Raw genomic sequence first — 21,450 nt, forward strand, 5'->3', positions numbered from 1 at the left:
CGCCGGCCGGAGATTTTCATATGGGTGGGTTGTGACCCAGATCTTACTTGCCGCCCGGCAAGGGGCAAACCACCACCCCCGGGCAACTCCTGCGCGTCGCAGCCGCGCGAGCAGAAGGACCCGGTATGACTACCCCGATCACAGCGGCGGGAGCAACCGCTTTTGCGGCTTTCCCATCGCGTTACGCGGCAGTTCACCGAGGAAACGGACCTGCCGCGGCCGCTTGTGCACCGAAAGGCGGGTGGCGACGAAGTCGGTGAGCTCGCTCGCGCTCACCCCGTCGGCGACCACGTAGGCGACGATCTCCTGCCCCAGGTCGGCGTGGGGCGCGCCGACCACCGCCGCCTCGCGCACCGCGGGGTGGGCGAGCAGCGCGTTCTCCACCTCGCCCGCGCCGATCCGGTAACCGCCGGACTTGATCAGGTCGGTGGACGCGCGGCCGACGATCCGGTGCGTGCCGTCCGGGTCGATCGCCGCGATGTCGCCGGTCCGGAACCAGCCGTCGTCGGTGTACGCCGCCGCGGTCGCCTCCGGGCGGCCGAGGTAGCCGTCGAAGAGGGTGGGGCCGGTGAGCTGGAGTTCGCCGATGCCGTCGGCGGACTCGGCGATCCTGGTGGCGATCCCGGGCAGCGGGACGCCGACGGCACCCGGGGCGCGCGGCCCGTCCGCCCGGGCGGAGACGGTGATCAGCGTCTCCGTCATGCCGTAGCGCTCGACCGGCTCGTGCCCGGTCAACTCGGCCAGCGAGGCGAAGACCGGAGAGGGCAGCGGCGCGCTCCCCGACACCAGCAGCCGCGCCCCGGACAGCGCGCGGGCCGCGGCCTCCTCGCGCGCCACCCGGTGCCAGACGGTGGGCACGCCGAAGTAGAGGCTGCCGCCGGCCGCCGCGTACGCCGCCGGGGTGGGGCGGCCGGTGTGCACCAGACGGCTGCCGACCCGCAGCGCGCCGAGCACGCCGAGCACCAGGCCGTGCACGTGGAACAGCGGCAGCCCGTGCACCAGGGTGTCGTCCGCCGTCCACTCCCACGCCCGCGCCAACGCGTCCAGGTCCTCGGCGATCGCGGCCCGGGAGAGCATGACGCCCTTGGGCGGGCCGGTCGTCCCCGAGGTGTAGAGCACCAGCGCCGGCCGCCCGCCGCCCGTATCCGGCTCCCCCGCGTCATCGACCGCCGCGCTGAAGTCGGCGCGCTCCGCGAAGTCCACGGGGAGCAGTTCCGCGCCGGAGTCCCGCAGGACGTGCGCCCGTTCGTCCGGTCCCGCGTCCGGGGCGACCGGCACCACCGGCACCCCGGCGAGCAGCCCGCCCACCACGGCCGCCACCGTCTCCAGCGTCGCGCCGGCCTCCACCGCGAACGCCTCCCGCCCCGACACCCGCCGGGCGACCGCCCCCGCGGCGCCCAGCAGCTCCTCGTAACTGCACGCCCTGCCGTCGACCCGCAGTGCGTCCGGACGGTCCGACCCTCCGTGCAAGGCGGTGAGCAGCGGCACCGATGCCATGGGAATCCTCCTACTGGGCAGCCCGCCCCCAGGAAAACCGGGGGTTAGCCCCAGTGTCGCCCAAGCGCCGCGCCTCCTACGGTTGCCCTATGGACGCCCGCGACCCGGAACTGAAGAAGGAACTCGCCGCCACCTTGCAGGCGCGCAAGACACTCGGCGAGGAATACGAGTCGGAACTGGTCGACTCGTTCATGGAGAAGGTGGCCGAGCGCGTGGACAGCCGCGTCGAGCAGCGGGTGCGCCGCGAGCTGGCCCAGCAGCAGACGTCGTCGGCGCGCGCCGACCGCCGCCCGATCGGGCCGCCCCAGAGCAACCCCCGCTTCGCCCGTTACGGCTTCGCGGGGTTCACGATGATCGCCGCGATCCCGCTCTCCGCGATCGGCGTGGCCAACGCGGGCACCACCGGGCTCCTGATCAGCTGGGCCGGCATCGTCGCGGTCAACCTCGCCCAGGGCGTGGGCAACTTCTTCTCCAAGGACCGCCACCCCGACCGCGACGACTGGTCCTGAGCACATACGGCTCCGCGGCGGACGACCTCGCTGAGAGGGCACCCCTTCGCCCGGGTCGCGAGCGAGCGAGCGGGAAAAGCGGCGAGCGAGCCCAAAAAAAGGGGGCGAGGACCGCCGCACCCCCGGGGCATTGCTGCCCGGGGGGCGGGACGACGGCGGTCCTCGCCGGGACGCGTGCCGGGTCAGGGCCGGGCCTGCGCGTCCAGGGTCACCATGGAGTCCGGGAGCCGCTCCGGAAGCCTTGGCGCCACTTGGGTGCCGATGCGGCCGGGCGAACCGGCCGCGCTTTCGACATCACCCAATCTGCCGGACCCGTGTTAAGCGCGTGCTGCGTGGACGTGTCGCGGGCGTACCAGTTCGCGGAATGCGCGGCCGGAGCGGCGCGCACCGGCCATCCGGTGCGCGGTACCCCTCAGGAACCGCCGTGACCGGCGAGGAAGGCCAGCAGGTCCTGCCGGCTCACGACGTTCGTCGGCTTCCCCTCCACCAGCACGATCGCCGCGTCCGCGTTCTCCAGCACCGTCATCAGGTCGCCGACCCGCTCCCCGGAGCCGACCTGCGGCAGCGGCGGGCACAGGTGCTTGTCGAGCGGGTCGTCCAGGGCGGCGCGCTTGGTGAACAGCGCGTGCAGCAGTTCGCGCTCGACCACCGAGCCGATCACCTCGGCCGCCATGACGTCGGGGTGCCCGGCACCGGGCTTGACCACGGGCATCTGCGAGACGCCGTACTCGCGCAGCACCTCGATCGCCTGCCCGACCGTCTCGTCCGGGTGCATGTGCACGAGGTTGGGCAGCCCGCCGTCCTTGTGCGCGAGCACGTCGACGACCCGCGGCTCGCCCTCGTTCTCGTCGAGGAAGCCGTGCGAGCTCATCCACTCGTCGCTGAAGATCTTCGAGAGGTAGCCGCGGCCGCTGTCGGGCAGCAGCACCACGACCACGTCGTCCGGGCCGAGCCGGGCCGCGACCTCCAGCGCCGCGACGACCGCCATGCCGCAGGAGCCGCCGACCAGCAGGCCCTCCTCGCGGGCGAGCCGGCGGGTCATCTGGAAGGAGTCCTTGTCGGAGACGGCCACGATGTCGTCGGCCACCTCGCGGTCGTAGGCGGTCGGCCAGAAGTCCTCGCCGACGCCCTCGACCAGGTACGGGCGCCCGGAGCCGCCGCTGTAGACGGACCCTTCCGGATCGGCGCCGATCACCTTCACCCGGCCGTCGCTGGCGTCCTTGAGGTAGCGGCCGGTGCCGGAGATGGTGCCGCCGGTGCCGACGCCGGCCACGAAGTGGGTGATCTTGCCCTCGGTCTGCTTCCACAGCTCGGGACCGGTGGAGTGGTAGTGCGACAGCGGGTTGTTCGGGTTGCTGTACTGGTCCGGCTTCCAGGCGTTCGGCGTCTCGCGCACCAGCCGGTCGGACACGTTGTAGTACGAGTCGGGGTGGCTGGGGTCGACGGCGGTCGGGCAGACCACGACCTCGGCACCGTAGGCCCGCATGACGTTGATCTTGTCCGCCGAGACCTTGTCCGGGCAGACGAAGACGCAGTGGTAGCCCTTGCGCTGCGCGACCATCGCCAGGCCGACTCCGGTGTTGCCGGAGGTCGGCTCCACGATGGTGCCGCCCGGACGCAGTTCACCGCTCTCCTCCGCGGCTTCGATCATCCGCAGTGCGATGCGGTCCTTGACCGAGCCTCCGGGGTTGAAGTACTCGACCTTCGCGAGGACGGTCGCCTTGATCCCCGCGGTCACGCTGTTGAGCCTCACCAGCGGGGTGTTGCCGACGAGGCTGATCATCGAGTCGTGAAACTGCACCGTGTGTCTCCGGGTTCTCCGAGATGGTGGCACCAGGTTAGAGCCTGGTGGAAACGCGGACGCTGCGGTCGGCGTTGAGGTGGGTAGGGGTGTCACGTCGACGTGGGAAAGGGATGTCACGCGTGGCGTGCGTCGCGGCGGGTCGGTGCCCGGTCTTCGGCGTGTGGCGGGGGAACGTGTGTGCGCGGTGGCGCATGGTGGTGTCCGGACAGTCCAGGGAGGTGGCCGACTCGATGATGTCCAGGGCGAGGGTGGCACGGCGGATCGCGACCGCGGCGGCGTTCGGCGGTGGCGGGATCAGCCTGCTGAGCGGGGCCGCGGTGGGGCTGCTGCTGACGGAGGCACGGCTGGCCAAGCGGATGGTCGGCGGGTCGGACGACATCCCGCCGCGGGCCGACGGCCGGTACGGGTCGGCGTTCGCCCACCGTACGGACGAGGCTCCGCTCCGGTTGGGCTTTCTGGGTGATTCCACCGCTGCGGGACAAGGGGTGCGGCGGGCCCGGGAGACCCCGGGGGCGCTGCTCGCCTCGGGGCTCGCGGCTGTGGCGGAGCGGCCGGTGAAGCTGATGAACGTGGCGCTGCCCGGCGCCCAGTCCGACGACCTGGACCGGCAGGTCTCGCTGCTGCTGGACTCCACGCTGCCCCCGCCCGACGTCGCCGTGATCATGATCGGCGCCAATGACGTGACCCGCCGGATGCCGCTGTCCACCTCGGTGCGGCTGCTGTCCGACGCGGTACGGCGGCTGCGCGACACCGGCAGCCAGGTGGTGGTCGGCACCTGTCCCGACCTGGGTTCGGTGGAGCCGGTCTACCAGCCGCTGCGGTGGCTGGCCCGGCGCGCCAGCCGGCAGCTCGCGGCGGCGCAGACCATCGCGGTGGTGGACCTTGGCGGGCGTACGGTCTCGCTCGGCGACCTGCTGGGCCCGGAGTTCGAGGCGCGGCCGCGCGAGCTGTTCGGGCCGGACAACTTCCATCCCTCGGCGGAGGGCTACGCGACGGCGGCGATGGCGATCCTGCCGACGCTGTGTGCCTCGCTCGGACTGTGGCCGGAGGCCGACGAGCGGCCGGACGCGCGGCGCGGCGAGGGCTTCCTGCCGGTCGCCGAGGCGGCGGCCGAGGCGGCGTCGGAGGCCGGCACCGAGGTGGCGGCCGCGCATGCCGTCTCGGCGGGCCCGCGCGGGCGGTGGGCGCTGATGAAGCGGCGCCGGCGGCGCCTGGTGGAGCAGGAGCATCCGCAGGACGACAGCGGGGACACGGCCGAGACCTCGGCCGAGGGCGCGGCCCGACGCGGCGCGTGACCGTAGCCGGGACGCGCGGGCGCCTTGCCGGCGCCCTACGGCCGAGCCGGCCCGTGTCCGGTAGCCCCGGTAAGCCCTGGCCCCCTGGAGGCCGGGGCTTACCCGCGCCGCCCAGGCACCCAGGAGGCGGCCCCGCGCGCTCAGTTGAGACCGCGAACTTCCCTGGTGAGCGCGTCGGACGGGGCGCCGGCCCGTCCGGATCATGGGCACGCGGAATCCTTTGTGAAACTCTTCACATGAAGTTCCCGCCCAGTGGGTCAACTTTCCGGCGCCCGGGGCCCCAAATCCCCCTGAATCCCTGGGCCATCCGTGTTTCCGGGGCATTGCGGAGGGGAGAACCACAGCGGACGGGCCGGCGATCGACGCTGCTCAGCGACGTGTATAACGGCTGGTGGCCGCCCTGGGCGCTCGGTTTCCGCGCCACCCTGGGCCGTGAAGGTGCGCAGTGTAGCAGAGGGTGTCCATACCCTTGTGAAGGGGCTCACGAGGTACACCCCCGGACGTGCTGGATACTCGAACCATGAGCACCACGGAGCGTCCACGGATTCTCGTAGTAGGCGGCGGTTACGTCGGCCTGTACGCGGCGCGCCGCATCATGAAGAAGATGCGGTACGGCGAGGCGACCGTCACGGTTGTCGACCCGCGCTCGTACATGACGTACCAGCCCTTCCTTCCCGAAACCGCAGCAGGCAGCATCTCCCCGCGGCATGTCGTCGTCCCGCTGCGACGCGTGCTGCCCGGGGTCGAGGTGCTCACCGGGCGGGTCACGACCATCGACCAGGACCGCAAGGTCGCCGCGGTCGAGCCGCTGGTCGGTGAGCCGTACGAGCTGCCCTTCGACTACCTGGTGATCGCGCTCGGCGCGGTCTCCCGCACCTTCCCTATCCCGGGTCTGGCCGAGAACGGCATCGGGATGAAGGGCGTGGAGGAGGCGATCGGCCTGCGCAACCACGTCCTGGAGCAGCTCGACAAGGCCGACTCCACCACCGACGAGGAGATCCGCCGCAAGGCGCTCACCTTCGTCTTCGTCGGCGGCGGCTTCGCCGGCGCGGAGACCATCGGCGAGGTCGAGGACATGGCCCGCGACGCGGCCAAGTACTACCCGAACGTCAAGCGCGAGGACATGCGCTTCATCCTCGTGGACGCCGCCGACAAGATCCTCCCCGAGGTGGGCCCGCAGCTCGGCAAGTGGGGCCTGGAACACCTCCAGGAGCGCGGCATCGAGGTCTACCTCAGCACTTCCATGAAGAGCTGCGTCGACAAGCACGTGGTGCTCGCCAACGGGCTCGAGGTCGACGCCTCCACCATCGTGTGGACCGCCGGCGTGAAGCCGAACCCGGCGCTGGCCAAGTTCGGCCTGCCGCTGGGCCCGCGCGGTCACGTGGACACCGCGCCCACCCTCCAGGTGCAGGGCACCGACTACATCTGGGCCGCGGGCGACAACGCCCAGGTGCCGGACCTCGCCGCGGGCGAGGGCGCCTGGTGCCCGCCGAACGCGCAGCACGCGCTGCGCCAGGCGAAGGTGCTCGGCGACAACGTGGTCTCCGGGATGCGCGGCTTCCCGCAGCAGGACTACAAGCACGCCAACAAGGGCGCGGTCGCGGGCCTGGGCCTGCACAAGGGCGTCGCGATGATCGTGGTCGGCAAGACCAAGATCAAGCTCAAGGGCCGGCTCGCCTGGTACATGCACCGCGGCTATCACGGCCTCGCCGTGCCGACCTGGAACCGCAAGATCCGGGTCTTCGCCGACTGGACGCTCGGCATGTTCCTCAAGCGCGAGGTCGTCTCGCTCGGCGCGATCGAGAACCCCCGCGAGGAGTTCTACGAGGCAGCGCGGCCGATCCCGGCGCCCGCCGCCGAGAAGAGCACCGGCAGCACCGAGGCCGGCGCGGCCAAGGGTGCCACCGACGCGGAGAAGGTCGCCTCCTAGCAGGGCTCGGCAGGAGCAGAAGCGCGGTTCGAAGGGCGCCCGCCATCCGTGGTGCGGGCGCCCTTCGGCATGCCCGCGCGAACTCCCTTGGCACGCCCGGCCCGTACGCGGTTCCGCGCGCCCGCCCGGGTCCGTGCCGTACGCCTGCCGCGCACCCCTCGCCGCGCGCCTCTCGCCGCGCACCCCTCGCCGCGCGCCCGACGTCGCGCAGCCCCGCCCGGCCCCTCCCGGCCCCGTTCCGCATGCCCGGCCGGCCGGCGCACAGCACCCCTCCCGACGGGCGGCGACGCGCCCGGCAGAGGGGCATTCCACCTCTTCCGGCCCAACTGCGTGTATCCGCAACGTAGATTTCCGCGTCAGGCGCCTCAAGTGCGATTTTCAGTCGTACGCTCAGATCCATGGTTGACGCGGCTCATCGCATCCTCGACATCGCCGAGCACGTTCTCCCCGGCCCGTTCCCGTTGCGCGTACGCGCTTGGGACGGCAGTGAGGCGGGACCGGTCGGCGCACCCGCACTCGTCTTCAGGAAGCGCCGGGCACTGCGCCGGCTGCTGTGGCGGCCGGGCGAACTCGGCCTGGCCAGAGCGTGGGTGGCTGGCGACCTCGACGTCGACGGCGACCTCTACACCGCGCTCGACACGCTCTCCGGGCTGATCTGGGAGCGCGGTGAGCCCGACCCGGCGGCCGGCCGCGGCGAGGGCGTACGCCAGGCCGCAGTCGCCCTGCGCGACCCGGCGACCTACCGGCTGATCCGCAGCGTGCTGTCCCTGGCCGGCCCCGGGCTGCCGCCCTCCGCGCCGCCCGAGGAGGTGCGCCGCCGCAGCGGCCTCGCGCACACCAAGCGCCGCGACAAGGAGGCGATCGCCCACCACTACGACGTGGGGAACGCCTTCTACGAGATCGTGCTCGGCCCGTCCATGGTCTACTCGTGCGCGCTGTGGGCCGATTCCGGCCTCGCCGCCGCCGAGGCGGGGAACGAGGCGGGGGACGAGGTGAGCGACCAGGTCAGCGCCGACACCGCGCGCAGGCGGGCCGCGGCCGCCGCGACCGCGGCGTCGGTGGCCGGCGCGTCCGCCGAGGGCACCGATCCGGTCGGCGCCGCCGGGATCTCCCTGGAACAGGCGCAGTACGCCAAACTCGACCTGGTCTGCCGCAAGTTGGGGTTGCAGGAGGGACAGCGGCTGCTGGACGTCGGCTGCGGCTGGGGCTCCATGGTGCTGCACGCGGCCCGGCACTACGGAGTGCGGGCCACCGGGATCACGCTCTCCGTGGAGCAGGCCGCCTTCGCGCGCAAGCGGATCGCGGAGGCCGGGCTCGCCGACCGTATCGAGATCCGGGTGCAGGACTACCGCGACGTCAAGGACGGCCCGTACGACGCGATCTCGTCGATCGGGATGGCCGAGCACGTCGGCAGCGAGCGCTACCTGGAGTACGCGCGGACGCTGTACGCCCTCCTCAAGCCGGGCGGCCGGCTGCTGAACCACCAGATCGCCCGCCGCCCGCTGCGCAGCGAGGAGGAGTACCGGATCGACGAGTTCATCGACCGCTACGTCTTCCCCGACGGCGAACTCTCCCCGGTCGGCACCACGGTGGGCCGGCTGGAGGAGGCGGGCTTCGAGGTGCGCGACGTGGAGGCGCTGCGCGAGCACTACGGGCGCACCCTGCGCACCTGGGTGGCGAACCTGGAGGCGCACTGGAAGGAGGCCGTCGCCGCGACCAGCGCCGGCCGGGCCCGGGTGTGGCGGCTCTACATGGCCGCGTCCGCGCTGTCCTTCGAACGCAACCGCATCGGCGTCAACCAGGTGATGGCGGTGCGCACCGACCCGGTCGGCCGGGCCGGGCTGCCCGCCACCCGCTCGGCGTGGCTGTCGTGACGCGTTCGACGGCCGTTCGACAAGCCCGAACTCCGGTTGCGGAGAGCGATTTCACGTCACTTGTGCGTGAGGGCTGATGCTGCTGGGATGCCGCCTGTGGTGCGACGAGACCGCAGGCGGCGCCCTGACCACACGTCAGTAACCCCTAAAATAAGACAACATGGCCACTTAGGCGCCCTGTTCACGACTCTCAACCCGGATACGCTTTTCTCTGCGCCCCGCCGGCCCGGATGGTGGAACGCAGACACGGCGAGCTTAAACCTCGCTGCCCTTTGAGGGCGTGCCGGTTCAAGTCCGGCTCCGGGCACCATCTCTCGCTGGTCCCTCCACCAGTGAGAACGGCCGGCATCGGGCGAGACCCTCTGGCGCTGCGGGGCCCCACGGGGCCCCGGCGGCACGGACGGGCCCGGACGCTTCCTCGTCGACACCGCCCCCGAGGCACGCCGGGGCCCTGGCGCATGTCCGCACGGGAACCCTGGACACGTCAGACGGTTGCGTCCGTCGTTACGCCTCCAGACCTGATCAGGGCGTGCTCATCCCAGACGCCCGGGAGTGACTACCTGGTGTCGAGGCAGAGCGCTGACGGGTTCCGGCCTGCTCGCGTCGTGAGGCCCCCGCCCGGGGAGGTCGCGCCGCCCCTTTCACGGTGGTCGTGGGCAGCGCTAGCGTCCTGGCGTATGAACACCGAGCTGGTGGTGGCCTCGCTCTCCGGTGCGGTCGCCCTGTCCAGCATCCTGGTCAGCGCCCGGTTCAGCCGGAAACAGACCGTGCTCGCGGCGCAGTTGGAGCAGCAGGGCGTGGCGCAGTCGAAGCTCGCCGAGCACCAGGACCTCATGAGCCAGCGCCGAGATCCGCTGCTGTGGGCGGCGTTCGACTTCCAGTCGCGCCTGTTCAACATCGTGGACAGGGATTTCCTGAACGTCTACTACACGCACGGCCACGACCGCGATCGCGACTACGCGCTCCGGAGCACTCTGCACGTCGCGGGCGAGTACCTCGGTCAGGTGGAGTTGCTGCGGCGCCGTATCCAGTTCCTGGACCTGGGCAACCGGGAGAGCTCCCGGATCGTCGTCCGGCATCTGACGGCGATCAGCAACGTGCTCAACAGCGACAGCTACGACGACCCCCACTTCCGGATATTCCGGAGCAACCAGCGGGCCCTTGGGGAACTGCTGACCAGCGGCGGCGACGGGCCTGCCCTACGGCTACGCACGCCTGCCTCACGGCTCCACCGACGCGCGCAGCCGGCCCGCGGAGGCGACGGTGGCCGCCGCCTCGCGTTCGCTGAGGCCCGTGTGGACCGCGGCCGTCACCAGCGCCGGGGCCAGCGCGTCGCCGAGGCCGGCGTCGTAGGCACGGCAAGCCGCCCAGAACAGGCGGCCGTTGCGCTCGCCCTCCTGGGAGTCGAGGACGAATCGGATCAGGGCCGCGGCGCGCTTCTCGGCCGGATGGCGCGGGGCCGGCGGGGCGGGCTCGCGGCCGGGCGGCGGCTCGGGCGGGGCGGCCAGCAGGAGCAGTGCGGGCGGCGCGGGTGCCAGCGGGTGCTGCGCGGTGCCGGGTTCCAGGAGGTAGTGGCCGGCGACGGTGCGGGAGCCGGGGCCGACGACGTAGCCGCCGGCGCCGCGTATGTCGATGCCGGGGGCGAGCCGGCCGGCCGAGTTGGGCACCGGGCCGGGCGCGGTCAGCCACAGGTGGCGGCCGCCGCTGGGGGTGAGGACGGTGACGGTCCGCGGCACGGCGAAGTCGTGCCGCTCGGCGAGGGCGTGCAGCGCGGCCATGCCGTCCGTGCCGTGCTTGACGTCGAGGTCGAGGCCCACGAGGTGGTGCGGGGCGCGGCCGCACGCGATGCCGTACCCCGTCGCCCAGGGCGCGAGGGCGAACAGGGCGCGGATGCGGTCGGGGTCGGTGGTCGCGTCGTGCACGCCGTGGCCGGGGCGGCCGCAGGCACCGCGGCAGTCGGTGGCCCGGGGCTCGTCGCGGTGCGGGGAGCGGACGGCGGGGAGTTTCGTGCGGGACAGCGGGAAGACCGGCAGTCCGCGCAGGGCGGTCAGCAGCGCCGTGTGCAGGGCGCGGATGTGGTCGGGGCGTGGCATGGCCTGCTCCCTGATTTTCGAACGCGTGTTCGTCTCCACCCCTCAGTGATACCGCGCCCGGCCGCCGGCGTCCACCTCATACCGGTCGTGTCGGCGACCCGGGCCCGGTCCGCGTCGCCGACACGGGCCCCTGGTCGCCGTACCGCGGGTCACGGTGCCGTCACCCCGGTGCCGCGGCACGGCGGTCGGGTAATACCGTCGGCACTGGCGGCATCGTCGGCGCGCACCGGCCGGAGGACCGCCCGGGACACCGCACGGGGCGACGCCGGGGGGCGACGCCGATGGCGCGGCCCGGGACGCCGGCCGGGTGCGGCCCACGCGGGACCGAGGGGTGGGGGCAGATGGACGAACGGCACACGCACGGCACGGACCCGAACCGGGACGACGGAGCGGAACGCCTGGCCGCGGAGGGCGAGGTGGCACTGGCCCGGCTGATCATGGACGGCGGTGACCTGACGCACGCCGCCGACCACCTGGGCAGCGCGTTCGCCGCCGATCCGCGGCTGCCCGACGCGCACGAGGCGCTCACCGAACTGGCCGGGCGGGCCGGCGGACCGGCCGCTGCCCTGGTGTTCTTCCCGCCGGACCGGTCGTTCGTCGGCGCGGTGGTCTGCCGTGCGCACCTGCTCGCCGCCTGCGAGGAGTGGGGCGAGGCGGTGCTGCTGATCGCGGGCGCGATCCGGGCCCGGTACGACCACCCGTGGGCGCATGTCGCCTGGCTCGGCCAGGAGGCGCTGCCCGGGCTGCTGTCGGCCGACGTGGTGACCCAGGCGCTGGCGCACATGGTCACCGCGCTGCCCGACCCGCTGCCCGAACCGGGCCGCGCGGCGATAGCGCCCTTCCACGAACTCGTCGCCGCCGTGGTCGAACACCACCCGGACGACGCACGGCTGGCCGCGATCGGCTCGGCGCTCGCCCGCCGGATCGGCGCCACCGACCAGGCCGTGGCCTGGGCCGAGCGGGCGCACCGGCTCCAGCCGGACCACATCCCCAGCATCATGCTCGGCTACGCGCTGCGGGCGGCCGGGCGGCCCGACGACGCGCTGCGGGTGTGGCGCGAGGAGATCGCCAGGGACGCCACCGACCTGTCCTTGATGGTCGACATCGCCGAGCTGTACGCCTCCACCGGGCGGGCCGCGCAGGGCCTGCCGTGGGCCGAACGGGCCGCCGCGGCGCGCCCGGACGACCCGCAGGCCGGCCCGGCCGTCTTCGGGGTCCGGTACGCCGCCGACGGCGACGCCGCCCACCTGCTGGCCCTCGCCGACCACCTGCGCGCGCACCCCGACCACTCCTACGCGGCGACCGTGCTGGCCCGGCACAGCGAGTGGCGGCCGTGGCTCGGCGTGGTGGCGGGCGCCACCGAGGCCACCGTCAACGTGCTGCACCAGCTCCTGCGCAGCCCGGACGCGGACGCCGCCCGCGGCCGGCAGGTGCAGCTCACCGCGTCGATGATCGAGCCGCCCAGCGCGGTGCTCACCTTCCTGATGTCCTTCCCGAACGGCGAGGTGGCCGGCCGCTCCGTCGGCGACCCCGACCCGCGCGAGCCGGTCGGCGCGGTCGGCCGCACCCTGTGGGCGTACGACGGCCTGATCGCCCACCCGGCCGTGCCCCCGCCCTCCCCCGAGGCCGCGCGGCTGGTACGGGACACCGCGGCCGCGTCCTGGCCGCACATCCCGGCCGCCTACGACCACGGGGTTCGGCTGTCCGGGCTGCCGCTGGCGGACCTGCTCGGCGTCATGGTCCACCCGCCCGAGCCGCCCGACGACGAGCAGGGCCGCTACCTGCGGGCGTACCGCCCGGAGCTGTGGGTCCGCGCGGTGCAGACCTTCGCCTGCCTCGGGGTCGCCCACCACCGCACCGACGAGCCGTGGCCGCGGTCGATGCGCCGCTCGGTGCTGCTCGACCTGCTCGACGGCCCCGAGGACTGGCTCGCCGAGACGGCCTCCTTCGCGATGGTGGCCACCGCCTGGGTCGACCCTTCCGTGCGCGAGGACGTCGGGCTGCGGGTCACCGAGCGGATGCTCGCCGCGGCCAAGGCGTACCGCACCCGCGAGGTCACCGTGCTGGGCTCGCTGTGCCGCCTGGTGCTGCTGTGCCCGTGGCTGGACGCGACCTATACGGACCTGGCCCGCGACCTGCTCGCCGCGATCGGGCGCGCCGAGCAGGAGCCCGACAGCACGGGCACGGACCCGGATACGGAACCGCCTGCGACCGCGGCCACGGACGAGCGGTCAGGCACGCTCGCGGGCACCGCATCCGACCCGCGGCCGGCCGCGCCCGCGCAGCCCGCCGGCCCGCCGCCGCGGCCCGCCCGCAGGGGTCTCTTCCGCCGCCGGCGGCGCTGAACCGCACCGGCCCCGCCCCTTCTCGGCCCCGCCGCCACCCCTTCTCCTGCCGCCATGCGGCCCTTTTGACCTGCACCTACCCTGGGGGCAGCCGCAGCGCGCGGCATCGGAGGACCGTGATGAAGAGCAGCAACCCCGTGCTGACCGGCCGCGGCTTCACCGAGGGCGGCGGAACCTCCCAGCAGCCGCGGGACCTGACGGCCGCACAGCTGGAGACGATGTACGCCCGCCCCTCCGCCGGGCCCGCGCGGACCGGCCGGATGACGATGGGCGACGTCGTCGCCCGCACCGCGACGACCCTCGGCACGGTCGTACTCGGCGTGCTGCTCGGCTGGTTCGCGCTGCCCGAGCGGTACGGCCTCGCGATCGGCGCCGCGTTCATCGCGTTCGTGCTCGCCATGGTGCAGTCGTTCAAGCGGACGCCGTCGCCCGCCCTGATCATCGGCTACGCCCTCTTCGAAGGCGTCTTCCTCGGCGTCCTCAGCCGCACCTACAACGAGGCGTGGCAGGGCGCTCCGGTCCAGGCGGTGCTCGGCACCGTGGCGGTCTTCTGCGGCATGCTGCTCGCGTACCGGACCCGCCTCATCCGGGTCACCGCGCGCTACCGCAGGATCGGGCTGGCGGTTTCGGTCGCCTTCCTGATCGCGATCGTGGTCAACCTGCTCTTCTCCGCCTTCGGCGGCGGCGACACGCTGGGGATTCACACCGGCGGGCTCGGCATCGCCTTCTGCGCGCTCGGCATCCTCCTCGGCGCCTTCTTCCTCTCGCTGGACTTCCAGCAGGTCGAGGACGGAATCCGGCACGGAGTACCGCAACAGCACGCCTGGCTCGCCGCGTTCGGCCTGACGCTGTCCCTGGTGTGGATCTACCTCGAACTCCTGCGCCTGATCTCCATCCTGCGCGACTGAGCCGGACGGACCCGGACGGACCCGGGCGGAGTCCGGACGGAGCCAGGCGGGGTCCGGACGGACCCGGGCGGAGTCCGGACCAGCCGCTACAGGAGGTTGCGCCTGGCCCGGCGCAGGTCGTACTCGTGGACGAGGGCCTTGGCGTGGCCGTAGGACAGGGCGTGCTCGCTGCGCAGCCAGCTCACGCGTTCGTCGAAGCGGAGGAGGGAGGGTCCGTCGGCGAGGTCGCGCAGCCACTCGCTGACCTCGCGGCCGGTGCAGTGCGGGATGCGGTCGATCAGGTTCCGGTGGGTTTCGTCGGAGATGTGCGTGGGGTACATGGCGCCTCCGGTGTGCGATCCGGTCACCCCACCGTGCCCGAGAGGTCGTTCGTTGGCAACCATCCCGGGCGTGCGGATATCGGTGCGAAGCCGCACCGCGCGGGTGCGCCGGGCGCGCGGGTAGGGTCGCGGTCATGTCCGATCGCACCGCGCTGCACACCGCCGTCGACCGTCTCGCCGGGCGGCTGCGGTCGCTCCCGCAACGCAGGCTCCAGGGCGGAGCCGCCGCCGAGGCACTGGAGTTGGCGCGCTGGCTGGCCGTCCAGGCGGAGACCCTGGAGTTCCCGGACCGCGCGCCGCACCGCATGCCGAACGACGGGATGTTCATCGTGGGCGACCAACTCGCGGTCGCCGGCCATGACTTGGCGATGGCCCTCGGCTCGGTCGAGCCCGACAGGGCCGCCGCGGTCGTGACGGAAGCGCTGGAGCGGGTGGCGCGGGCCGCGAAGAACATCGGATGACCCCTTGGGCGTTCGCGGCGCCCGCGGGGGCGTCGCGGCCCCGGCGCCGGCCGGGCCCGGGCGTTACAGCGACGCCACCACGCGGTCGGCGAGCACGTAGACGGCCTCGTCGCCGCACGCGAAGGTCAGGGCGTAGGCGCCGGCTATCGCGGAGCCGCCGCGCAGCACGGGGACCTCGCCGCGGTCGAGGGCCTCGCTGAGCTTGAGGGCGGTCTCGCGGTGCCCCGGGGTCATGCAGAGCGTGGTGCCGTCGGCGAAGACGTAGACGTCGAGGGTGCCGAGCGGGCCGGGCCGGACGTCGGACAGCGGGATACGTCCGTCGGCGAGGTCGGAGAGGCGGTCCGCGGTCTGGTCCGGGGAGGCGACCACCGGGGAGGGCGCGAAGTCCGGGCCCGAGGGGTGCGGGATCGCGCCGGGCGCGGGGCGGGTGGCGTCGGGGCGGGCGATCTCGGGGGTGTCCGGGGCCTCGGGGTCGGCGGCGGCGTCGAGGGCCGCCTCGAAGGCGACGGCGTCCGGGCCGCCGGGCTCGATCCCGGCGAAGTCGGCCTGCCGGGGCAGGTAGGGCAGCACCGGCGGGACTTCGTAGTCGCGGTGGCCGGCGAGGTCGGCGGGATCGTCCGCCAGGGCGCCAGGGCCGCCGCTGGACGCGCCGAAGGGGCCGCGCGGCAGTCCGGTGTCGCCGGCGCTCTCCCGGGCCTCCTGCTCGGCCCAGAAGGCGCGGGCCTCGGCCAGTTCGCGCTCGCGCTCCTCGGCGAGCGCCTCGGCGACGGCGGTGCGGATGTCGCTCGCGCCGTCCCGGGGCCCGGGAACGCTCAGCCCGGCCAGATCGCGGCGCAGGGCGGACAGTTCGCGGCGGGTGCCGCGGGCGGTGAGCAGGGCGGCGGCGCCCGCGGCCGCGGCGAGTCCCGCGGCGACCAGCAGGACGGTGAAGTTCACACTCACTGAGCTACTCCCGACTGATGCGACCCGAGCAATGCCCACCAGGACGGTGGGCGAAACTTCCCCCTCACTCACTCTGCCGGTAAACCCCTGGCCTTTGCAGTGCGGAACGTCATGAATTGAACAGGTCTGCCCCCTTGCCCGGTTCCACAACACCCGACCTGACCTGGGAAAACGCGAACGCCCCCGGGAAAATCACGTCCCGGGGGCAATTTGATTGCGACTTACGTCACACTGCGTACACAAAGAAGTCGCGTCATCGCGCGCCGTGACAAGGCCCAGCTCAGCCCGGTTCGGCGCGATTCGATGCTCAGCTCGGCCCGCTTCTGCTCGGCTCAGCTGAGCCGCTCGATCACCATCGCCATGCCCTGGCCGCCGCCGACGCACATCGTCTCCAGGCCGAACTGCTTGTCGTGGAACTGAAGGCTGTTGAGGAGCGTGCCGGTGATCCGGGCGCCGGTCATGCCGAAGGGGTGGCCGACCGCGATGGCGCCGCCGTTGACGTTCAGCCGGTCGAGGTCGATGCCCAGGTCCCGGTAGGAGGGGATGACCTGCGCGGCGAACGCCTCGTTGATCTCCACCAGGTCGATGTCGCCGATGGCCATGCCCGCCCGCTTGAGCGCCTGCTTGGACGCCTCCACCGGGCCGTAGCCCATGATCTCCGGGGACAGCCCGGAGACGCCGGTGGAGACCACCCGGGCCAGCGGGGTGACGCCGAGCTCGCGCGCCTTGGTGTCGGACATGATCACCAGGGCGGCGGCGCCGTCGTTGAGCGGGCAGCAGTTGCCGGCCGTCACGGTGCCATCGGGGCGGAAGACGGGCTTCAGGCCCGCCACGCCCTCCATGGTGACGCCCGCGCGCGGCCCGTCGTCCTTGGCGACCACGGTGCCGTCCGGCAGCGTCACCGGGGTGATCTCGCGCTCCCAGAAGCCGTTCTTGAGCGCCTCCTCCGCGAGGTTCTGCGAGCGGACGCCGAACTCGTCCTGCTCCTGGCGGCTGATGCCCTTCAGCGCCGCCAGGTTCTCGGCCGTCTGGCCCATCGCGATGTACGCGTCGGGCACCGCCCCGTCCTGGCGCGGGTCGTGCCACTGCCCGCCACCCTCTTCGGCGCGCTTCTCGGTACGCGCCCGCGCCTCGTCGAAGAGCGGGTTCATCGTGTCGGGCAGGCTGTCGGAGTTGCCCTTGGTGAAGCGCGAGACCATCTCCACGCCCGCCGACACGAACACGTCGCCCTCGCCCGCCTTGATGGCGTGCAGCGCCATCCGCGTGGTCTGCAGCGACGAGGAGCAGTAGCGGGTGACGGTGCAGCCCGGCAGGTGGTCCATGCCCAGTCGCACGGCCACGATCCGGGCCATGTTGAAGCCCTGCTCGCCGCCGGGCAGGCCGCAGCCGAGCATCAGGTCCTCGATGTCGCGCGGGTCGAGCTGCGGCACCTTCTCCAGCGCGGTCCTGATGATGGTGGCGGCCAGGTCGTCCGGGCGCAGTTCCTTCAGCGAGCCCTTGAAGGCACGCCCGATGGGCGAACGGGCGGCTGAGACGATGACGGCTTCGGGCATCGCGACACTCCTCTTCGAGGCGGCGGGACCGCCGGCCGGCCGGCGCGGCGTGGGGCCGTCGCCGGGCCCCCTGGGAAGTTACCCGCACGTAGCGGAGCGCGTCACCAGGCCGCCGCTGTGATGCGGGATACTTTCTGAGCGCTTGCTTACCCGCGGACGCCTACGCCATACCCGTTTTCGCCCCGCTCAATCCGCGCAAGCCGATCAAGCCGCGCGACCGCCGACCCGCCGAACCCGCCGAACCCGCCGAACCCGATCAACGCTCGACCCGCTCGACCCGCTCGACCCGCTCGACGCTCAAGAACCGCGCGACCCGCTCAACCCGCCGCCGCGAACGCGATGCCGTCGAGGATGTCGTGCTCGCTCACCACGACCTCCTTCGCGCCGGTGCGCTCCATGATGCGCAGCAGCACCAGGGCGCCCGAGGCGATCACGTCGACCCGGCCCTCGTGCATCGACGGGATCGCGGCGCGCTCGGCGTGGGTGGCGGCCAGCAGCCGGCCGGTGATCTCGCGGACCCGCTCGACCGGGACCCGGGAGTGGTGGATCGCGGCCGGGTCGTAGGCGGGCAGGTCCTGGGCGATCGCGGAGATCGTGGTGACCGAACCGGCCAGGCCCACCAGGGTGCGGGCCCGGTCGAGGGGGACGTCGGCGGCCGCCTGGTCGAGGGCCGCGTCGATGTCGGCGGTGATCGCGGCGACCCGCTCGGGGGTCGGCGGGTCCACCACCGCGCCGTCCACCAGCAGATGGCGCTCGGTCATCCGCACGCAGCCGATGTCGACCGAGCGGGCGGCGGTCACCTCGCGGTCGCCCAGCACGAACTCGGTGGAGCCGCCGCCGATGTCCACCACCAGGTAGGGCGGGGCCAGGTCGGGGGCGCCGGTCAGTTCGCGGGTGGCGCCGGTGAAGGAGTACTCCGCCTCCTGGGCGCCGGAGATCACCTCCGGGCGCACCCCGAGGAGGGCGACGACACCGTTCACGAAGTCGTCGCGGTTCTCCGCGTCGCGCGACGCGGAGGTGGCCACGAAGCGGATGTGCTCCGGCGCCACCCCGTGCGCGCCGATCACCTCGGCGTACTCCCGGCAGGCCTCGAAGGTGCGCTCCAGCGCCTCCGGGGCGAGCCGGCCGGTGCGGTCCACGCCCTGCCCGAGCCGGACGATCCGCATCCGCCGGTCCAGGTCGGTGAGGCCGCCCGTGGCCGGGTCGACGTCGGCGACCAGCAGCCGGATCGAGTTCGTGCCGCAGTCGATCGCGGCCACCCGTACCGTCACTTGGCGGTCCCCTCACCGGTGCAGGGGCCCTTGGCCCACCACTCGGGCAGCAGCGCGAGCGTCTCGTCGCCGAGCGGGTTGACGCCCGGGCCCGCGGCCAGCGAGTGGGCGGCGAGCACGTGCAGGCACTTGACGCGGTCGGGCATCCCGCCCGCGCTGGGGAAGCCGGGCAGCACCTCGATGGCGTCGCGGCGGGCGAGGTAGTCCTCGTGGGCGGCGCGGTAGGCGGCGGCCAGCTCCTCGTCCTCGGCGAGCCGGGCGGTCATCCGCTTCATCACGCCCTCCGCCTCCAGGGTGCCGATCGCGGAGGCCGCGCGCGGGCACGTGAGGTAGTACGTCGTCGGGAAGGGACTGCCGTCCTCCAGCCGGGGCGCGGTCTCGACGACGTCCGGGTTGCCGCAGGGGCATCGGTGCGCGACGGCGCGCAGGCCGCGCGGCTCGCGGCCGAGCTGCGCGCGCACGGCGGCGATGTCGGACTCGGTGGGCGGGGTCTGTTCCGGGGTGGTGTCCATGAGCCGTTCTGCTTTGCGGTGTGCGGGAGTTCGGGAGGCGGGGGTCGGGACGGGCGGCGAGGCGGGCGGCGGGACGGAGCAGGACCGCGGGCCGGGGCCCGCGGGGGCTTCGCCGGTCAGCGCCGGGGGGCCGCTGCCGCGTCGGCCTGGTCGACGCCGTCCCACATGTTGTCGTACCACGGGCGGTGCGCGGCGGCCTCGTCGGTGGCGCGGCGCTCGGCGGCGGGGTCGGGGTCGCCGGTGCCGGCGGTGCCCGCGACCGAGTAGCCGGTCTCGCCCGGCAGCACGAAGTGCAGGTGCGCGCGGGCCTGGGTGCGGACGTAGTCCGGGTCCTGCCAGCGGGCCTTCTCCTCGCGCAGCTGCTCGACCTTCCGCTTCGCCTGCTGCGCGGCGCGGCGCTGGTCGGCGATGTCGGAGCGCTGGGCGATGTACTGCCGGGTCGGGTAGGCGAGCGCGACCACGAGCGCGCACAGCACCAGCGCCAGCAGCGCCGCGCGCCCGGTGAGCTTGTTGCGCCGCACCGGCCGCCGGGCCGCGGCACGGTAGACGCGCGCCTGCGCCTCCTGGCCGATGGCCTTGAGCCGGGCCGAGGTGGTGAAGCGGTCAGAGAAGCGGTCCGACCCCACGCCGTGACTCCCCTCGCCGTCCTGCTGACGGTCAGATGCGTACGTCCCCGCCCCACGGTACGGGACCGGGTGCGGGGACGTCCGCAGGCTGACGGGACGTCAGCCGCCGAGCGGTGGACGGCCGCCGGGAGCCCCGGGGGGCGGCGCGGGCGGCCCCGGCGGCGTTGAGCCCGTGAAGGGCGGGGAGGCGGGGCGGCCGGCGGAGACCCCGGGGGAGTGCCGGCTGAGCGCGATCCGCAGCAGCTGGTTGTACTTCGCGACGCGCTCGGAGCGGGCCGGGGCGCCGGTCTTGATCTGGCCGCAGTTGGTGGCAACGGCGAGGTCGGCGATGGTGACGTCCTCGGTCTCGCCGGAGCGGTGCGACATCATGCACTTGTAGCCGTTGCGCTGGGCCAGCTCGACGGCGTCCAGCGTCTCGGTCAGCGAGCCGATCTGGTTCACCTTCACCAGCAGCGCGTTGGCCGTGTCGTGGTCGATGCCCCTCTGCAGGCGCTCGGGGTTGGTGACGAACAGGTCGTCGCCGACGATCTGCACCTTCGCGCCGAGCCGGTCGGTGAGCACCTTCCAGCCGTCCCAGTCGTCCTCGAACAGCGGGTCCTCGATGGAGACCAGCGGGTAGGAGGCGACCAGGTCCTCGTAGTACTCGGTCATCTCGGCGGCCGACTTCTCGCCGCCCTCGAACTGGTACTTGCCGTCCTTGTAGAACTCGGACGCGGCCACGTCGAGCGCGAGCGCGACGTCCTGGCCGGGCGCGTAGCCGGCCTGCTTGATCGCCTCGACGATGAGGTCGAGGGCCTCGCGGTTGGAGCCGAGGTTCGGCGCGAAGCCGCCCTCGTCGCCGAGGCCGGTGGACAGGCCGCGGGACTTCAGCACGCCCTTGAGGGTGTGGTAGACCTCGGCACCCCAGCGGACGGCCTCCGAGAAGGACTCGGCGCCGATCGGGGCGATCATGAACTCCTGGATGTCGACGTTGGAGTCCGCGTGCGAGCCGCCGTTGAGGATGTTCATCATCGGGACCGGCAGCACGTGCGCGTTCGGGCCGCCGAGGTAGCGGAAGAGCGGCAGGTCGGACGCCTCGGAGGCGGCGTGCGCGACGGCCAGCGACACACCGAGGATGGCGTTGGCGCCGAGCGAGGACTTGTCCGGGGTGGCGTCCAGGTCGAGCATCGCCTGGTCGATGAGGCGCTGCTCGGTCGCGTCGTACCCGACCAGCTCGGGGCCGATCTGGTCGCTGACCGACAGGACCGCCTTGCGCACGCCCTTGCCCTGGTAGCGGTCGCTCTCGCCGTCACGCAGTTCGAGGGCCTCGAAGGCGCCGGTGGAGGCGCCGGACGGGACCGCGGCGCGGCCGGTGCTGCCGTCGTCGAGGCCGACCTCGACCTCGACGGTGGGGTTGCCTCGCGAGTCGAGGATTTCCCGGGCTACGACGACGTCGATGGACGGCACGTTGTCTCCTTCTGAGATGTCTTCTCGTCTTTATCAGGACGAGCCTAACCGGCTTCCCCACCCG

The 21,450-nt window shown here is 73.2% G+C and carries 18 protein-coding genes and 1 tRNA gene; 8 read left to right on the forward strand and 11 right to left on the reverse strand.

Annotation, left to right across the window (positions count from 1 at the left end; genetic code table 11):
- Window positions 1-138 precede the first annotated feature (138 nt).
- Window positions 139-1,497, reverse strand: a complete 1,359-nt coding sequence (locus AB0399_RS26780) for an acyl-CoA synthetase (RefSeq protein WP_366413082.1) — start codon at window positions 1,495-1,497, stop codon at window positions 139-141.
- A gap of 89 nt (window positions 1,498-1,586) precedes the next feature.
- Here AB0399_RS26780 and AB0399_RS26785 point away from each other — a divergent pair, with 89 nt between their 5' ends.
- On the forward strand, window positions 1,587-2,006 hold the full coding sequence (locus AB0399_RS26785; protein ID WP_329368914.1) for a hypothetical protein: 420 nt from the start codon (window positions 1,587-1,589) through the stop codon (window positions 2,004-2,006).
- Window positions 2,007-2,418: 412 nt separating this feature from the next.
- Here AB0399_RS26785 and AB0399_RS26790 read toward each other — a convergent pair whose 3' ends face one another.
- Entirely contained in the window at window positions 2,419-3,807 is a 1,389-nt protein-coding gene (locus tag AB0399_RS26790) for a cystathionine beta-synthase (protein WP_329368913.1), read from the reverse strand.
- A 194-nt stretch (window positions 3,808-4,001) separates the two neighbouring features.
- Between AB0399_RS26790 and AB0399_RS26795 the strand changes: the two genes are divergently transcribed.
- From AB0399_RS26795 to AB0399_RS26810, 4 genes are all read left to right on the forward strand, one after another.
- The gene (locus tag AB0399_RS26795) at window positions 4,002-5,105 is read left to right on the forward strand and encodes an SGNH/GDSL hydrolase family protein (protein WP_366413083.1); all 1,104 of its coding nucleotides are present in this window, start codon (window positions 4,002-4,004) and stop codon (window positions 5,103-5,105) included.
- A 520-nt stretch (window positions 5,106-5,625) separates the two neighbouring features.
- A complete protein-coding gene (locus tag AB0399_RS26800) occupies window positions 5,626-7,035 on the forward strand; it encodes an NAD(P)/FAD-dependent oxidoreductase (protein WP_366413084.1) in 1,410 nt (469 codons plus the stop codon).
- Between the two features lie 398 nt (window positions 7,036-7,433).
- On the forward strand, window positions 7,434-8,909 hold the full coding sequence (locus tag AB0399_RS26805) for a cyclopropane-fatty-acyl-phospholipid synthase family protein (RefSeq protein ID WP_366413085.1): 1,476 nt from the start codon (window positions 7,434-7,436) through the stop codon (window positions 8,907-8,909).
- 224 nt (window positions 8,910-9,133) lie between these two features.
- Window positions 9,134-9,219 (forward strand) — tRNA-Leu (locus AB0399_RS26810).
- A gap of 352 nt (window positions 9,220-9,571) precedes the next feature.
- On the opposite strand, the gene AB0399_RS26815 is transcribed toward AB0399_RS26810, so the two are convergent.
- Entirely contained in the window at window positions 9,572-9,988 is a 417-nt protein-coding gene (locus AB0399_RS26815; protein WP_366413086.1) for a hypothetical protein, read from the reverse strand.
- Window positions 9,989-10,129: 141 nt separating this feature from the next.
- Complete coding sequence (locus AB0399_RS26820) at window positions 10,130-11,002, reverse strand: bifunctional DNA primase/polymerase (RefSeq protein WP_329368636.1); 873 nt, start codon at window positions 11,000-11,002, stop codon at window positions 10,130-10,132.
- 341 nt (window positions 11,003-11,343) lie between these two features.
- On the opposite strand from AB0399_RS26820, the gene AB0399_RS26825 reads away from it, so the two are divergent.
- Window positions 11,344-13,347: a hypothetical protein gene (locus tag AB0399_RS26825; RefSeq protein WP_366413087.1), complete on the forward strand. Its 2,004-nt coding sequence runs from the start codon at window positions 11,344-11,346 to the stop codon at window positions 13,345-13,347.
- Window positions 13,348-13,466: 119 nt separating this feature from the next.
- Window positions 13,467-14,255, forward strand: a complete 789-nt coding sequence (locus AB0399_RS26830) for a Bax inhibitor-1/YccA family protein (protein WP_366413088.1) — start codon at window positions 13,467-13,469, stop codon at window positions 14,253-14,255.
- Window positions 14,256-14,341: 86 nt separating this feature from the next.
- Here AB0399_RS26830 and AB0399_RS26835 read toward each other — a convergent pair whose 3' ends face one another.
- Entirely contained in the window at window positions 14,342-14,575 is a 234-nt protein-coding gene (locus AB0399_RS26835; protein ID WP_328464787.1) for a DUF4287 domain-containing protein, read from the reverse strand.
- A gap of 134 nt (window positions 14,576-14,709) precedes the next feature.
- On the opposite strand from AB0399_RS26835, the gene AB0399_RS26840 reads away from it, so the two are divergent.
- The gene (locus tag AB0399_RS26840; protein WP_366413089.1) at window positions 14,710-15,036 is read left to right on the forward strand and encodes a hypothetical protein; all 327 of its coding nucleotides are present in this window, start codon (window positions 14,710-14,712) and stop codon (window positions 15,034-15,036) included.
- Between the two features lie 63 nt (window positions 15,037-15,099).
- Here the strand turns inward: AB0399_RS26840 and AB0399_RS26845 are convergent, their stop codons facing one another.
- The 6 genes from AB0399_RS26845 to eno all read right to left on the reverse strand — a co-directional run bounded on the left by AB0399_RS26845 (window position 15,100) and on the right by eno (window position 21,386).
- On the reverse strand, window positions 15,100-15,978 hold the full coding sequence (locus AB0399_RS26845; RefSeq protein WP_329368630.1) for a hypothetical protein: 879 nt from the start codon (window positions 15,976-15,978) through the stop codon (window positions 15,100-15,102).
- 332 nt (window positions 15,979-16,310) lie between these two features.
- Window positions 16,311-17,531, reverse strand: a complete 1,221-nt coding sequence (locus AB0399_RS26850; RefSeq protein ID WP_329368628.1) for an acetyl-CoA C-acetyltransferase — start codon at window positions 17,529-17,531, stop codon at window positions 16,311-16,313.
- A gap of 317 nt (window positions 17,532-17,848) precedes the next feature.
- Complete coding sequence (locus tag AB0399_RS26855; RefSeq protein WP_366413090.1) at window positions 17,849-18,802, reverse strand: Ppx/GppA phosphatase family protein; 954 nt, start codon at window positions 18,800-18,802, stop codon at window positions 17,849-17,851.
- The gene (locus AB0399_RS26860; RefSeq protein ID WP_328464797.1) at window positions 18,799-19,314 is read right to left on the reverse strand and encodes a DUF501 domain-containing protein; all 516 of its coding nucleotides are present in this window, start codon (window positions 19,312-19,314) and stop codon (window positions 18,799-18,801) included. The genes AB0399_RS26855 and AB0399_RS26860 overlap by 4 nt, the downstream gene beginning before the upstream one ends.
- Window positions 19,315-19,430: 116 nt before the next feature.
- The gene (locus tag AB0399_RS26865) at window positions 19,431-19,940 is read right to left on the reverse strand and encodes a septum formation initiator family protein (protein WP_329368624.1); all 510 of its coding nucleotides are present in this window, start codon (window positions 19,938-19,940) and stop codon (window positions 19,431-19,433) included.
- A gap of 99 nt (window positions 19,941-20,039) precedes the next feature.
- Window positions 20,040-21,386 (reverse strand): phosphopyruvate hydratase, encoded by a 1,347-nt coding sequence (gene eno, locus AB0399_RS26870; RefSeq protein WP_366413091.1) that lies wholly within the window; start codon window positions 21,384-21,386, stop codon window positions 20,040-20,042.
- Between the last annotated feature and the right edge of the window lie 64 nt (window positions 21,387-21,450).

Origin of the sequence: Streptomyces sp. NPDC088194, assembly GCF_040702025.1 — a bacterium.
Lineage (GTDB): Bacteria > Actinomycetota > Actinomycetes > Streptomycetales > Streptomycetaceae > Actinacidiphila.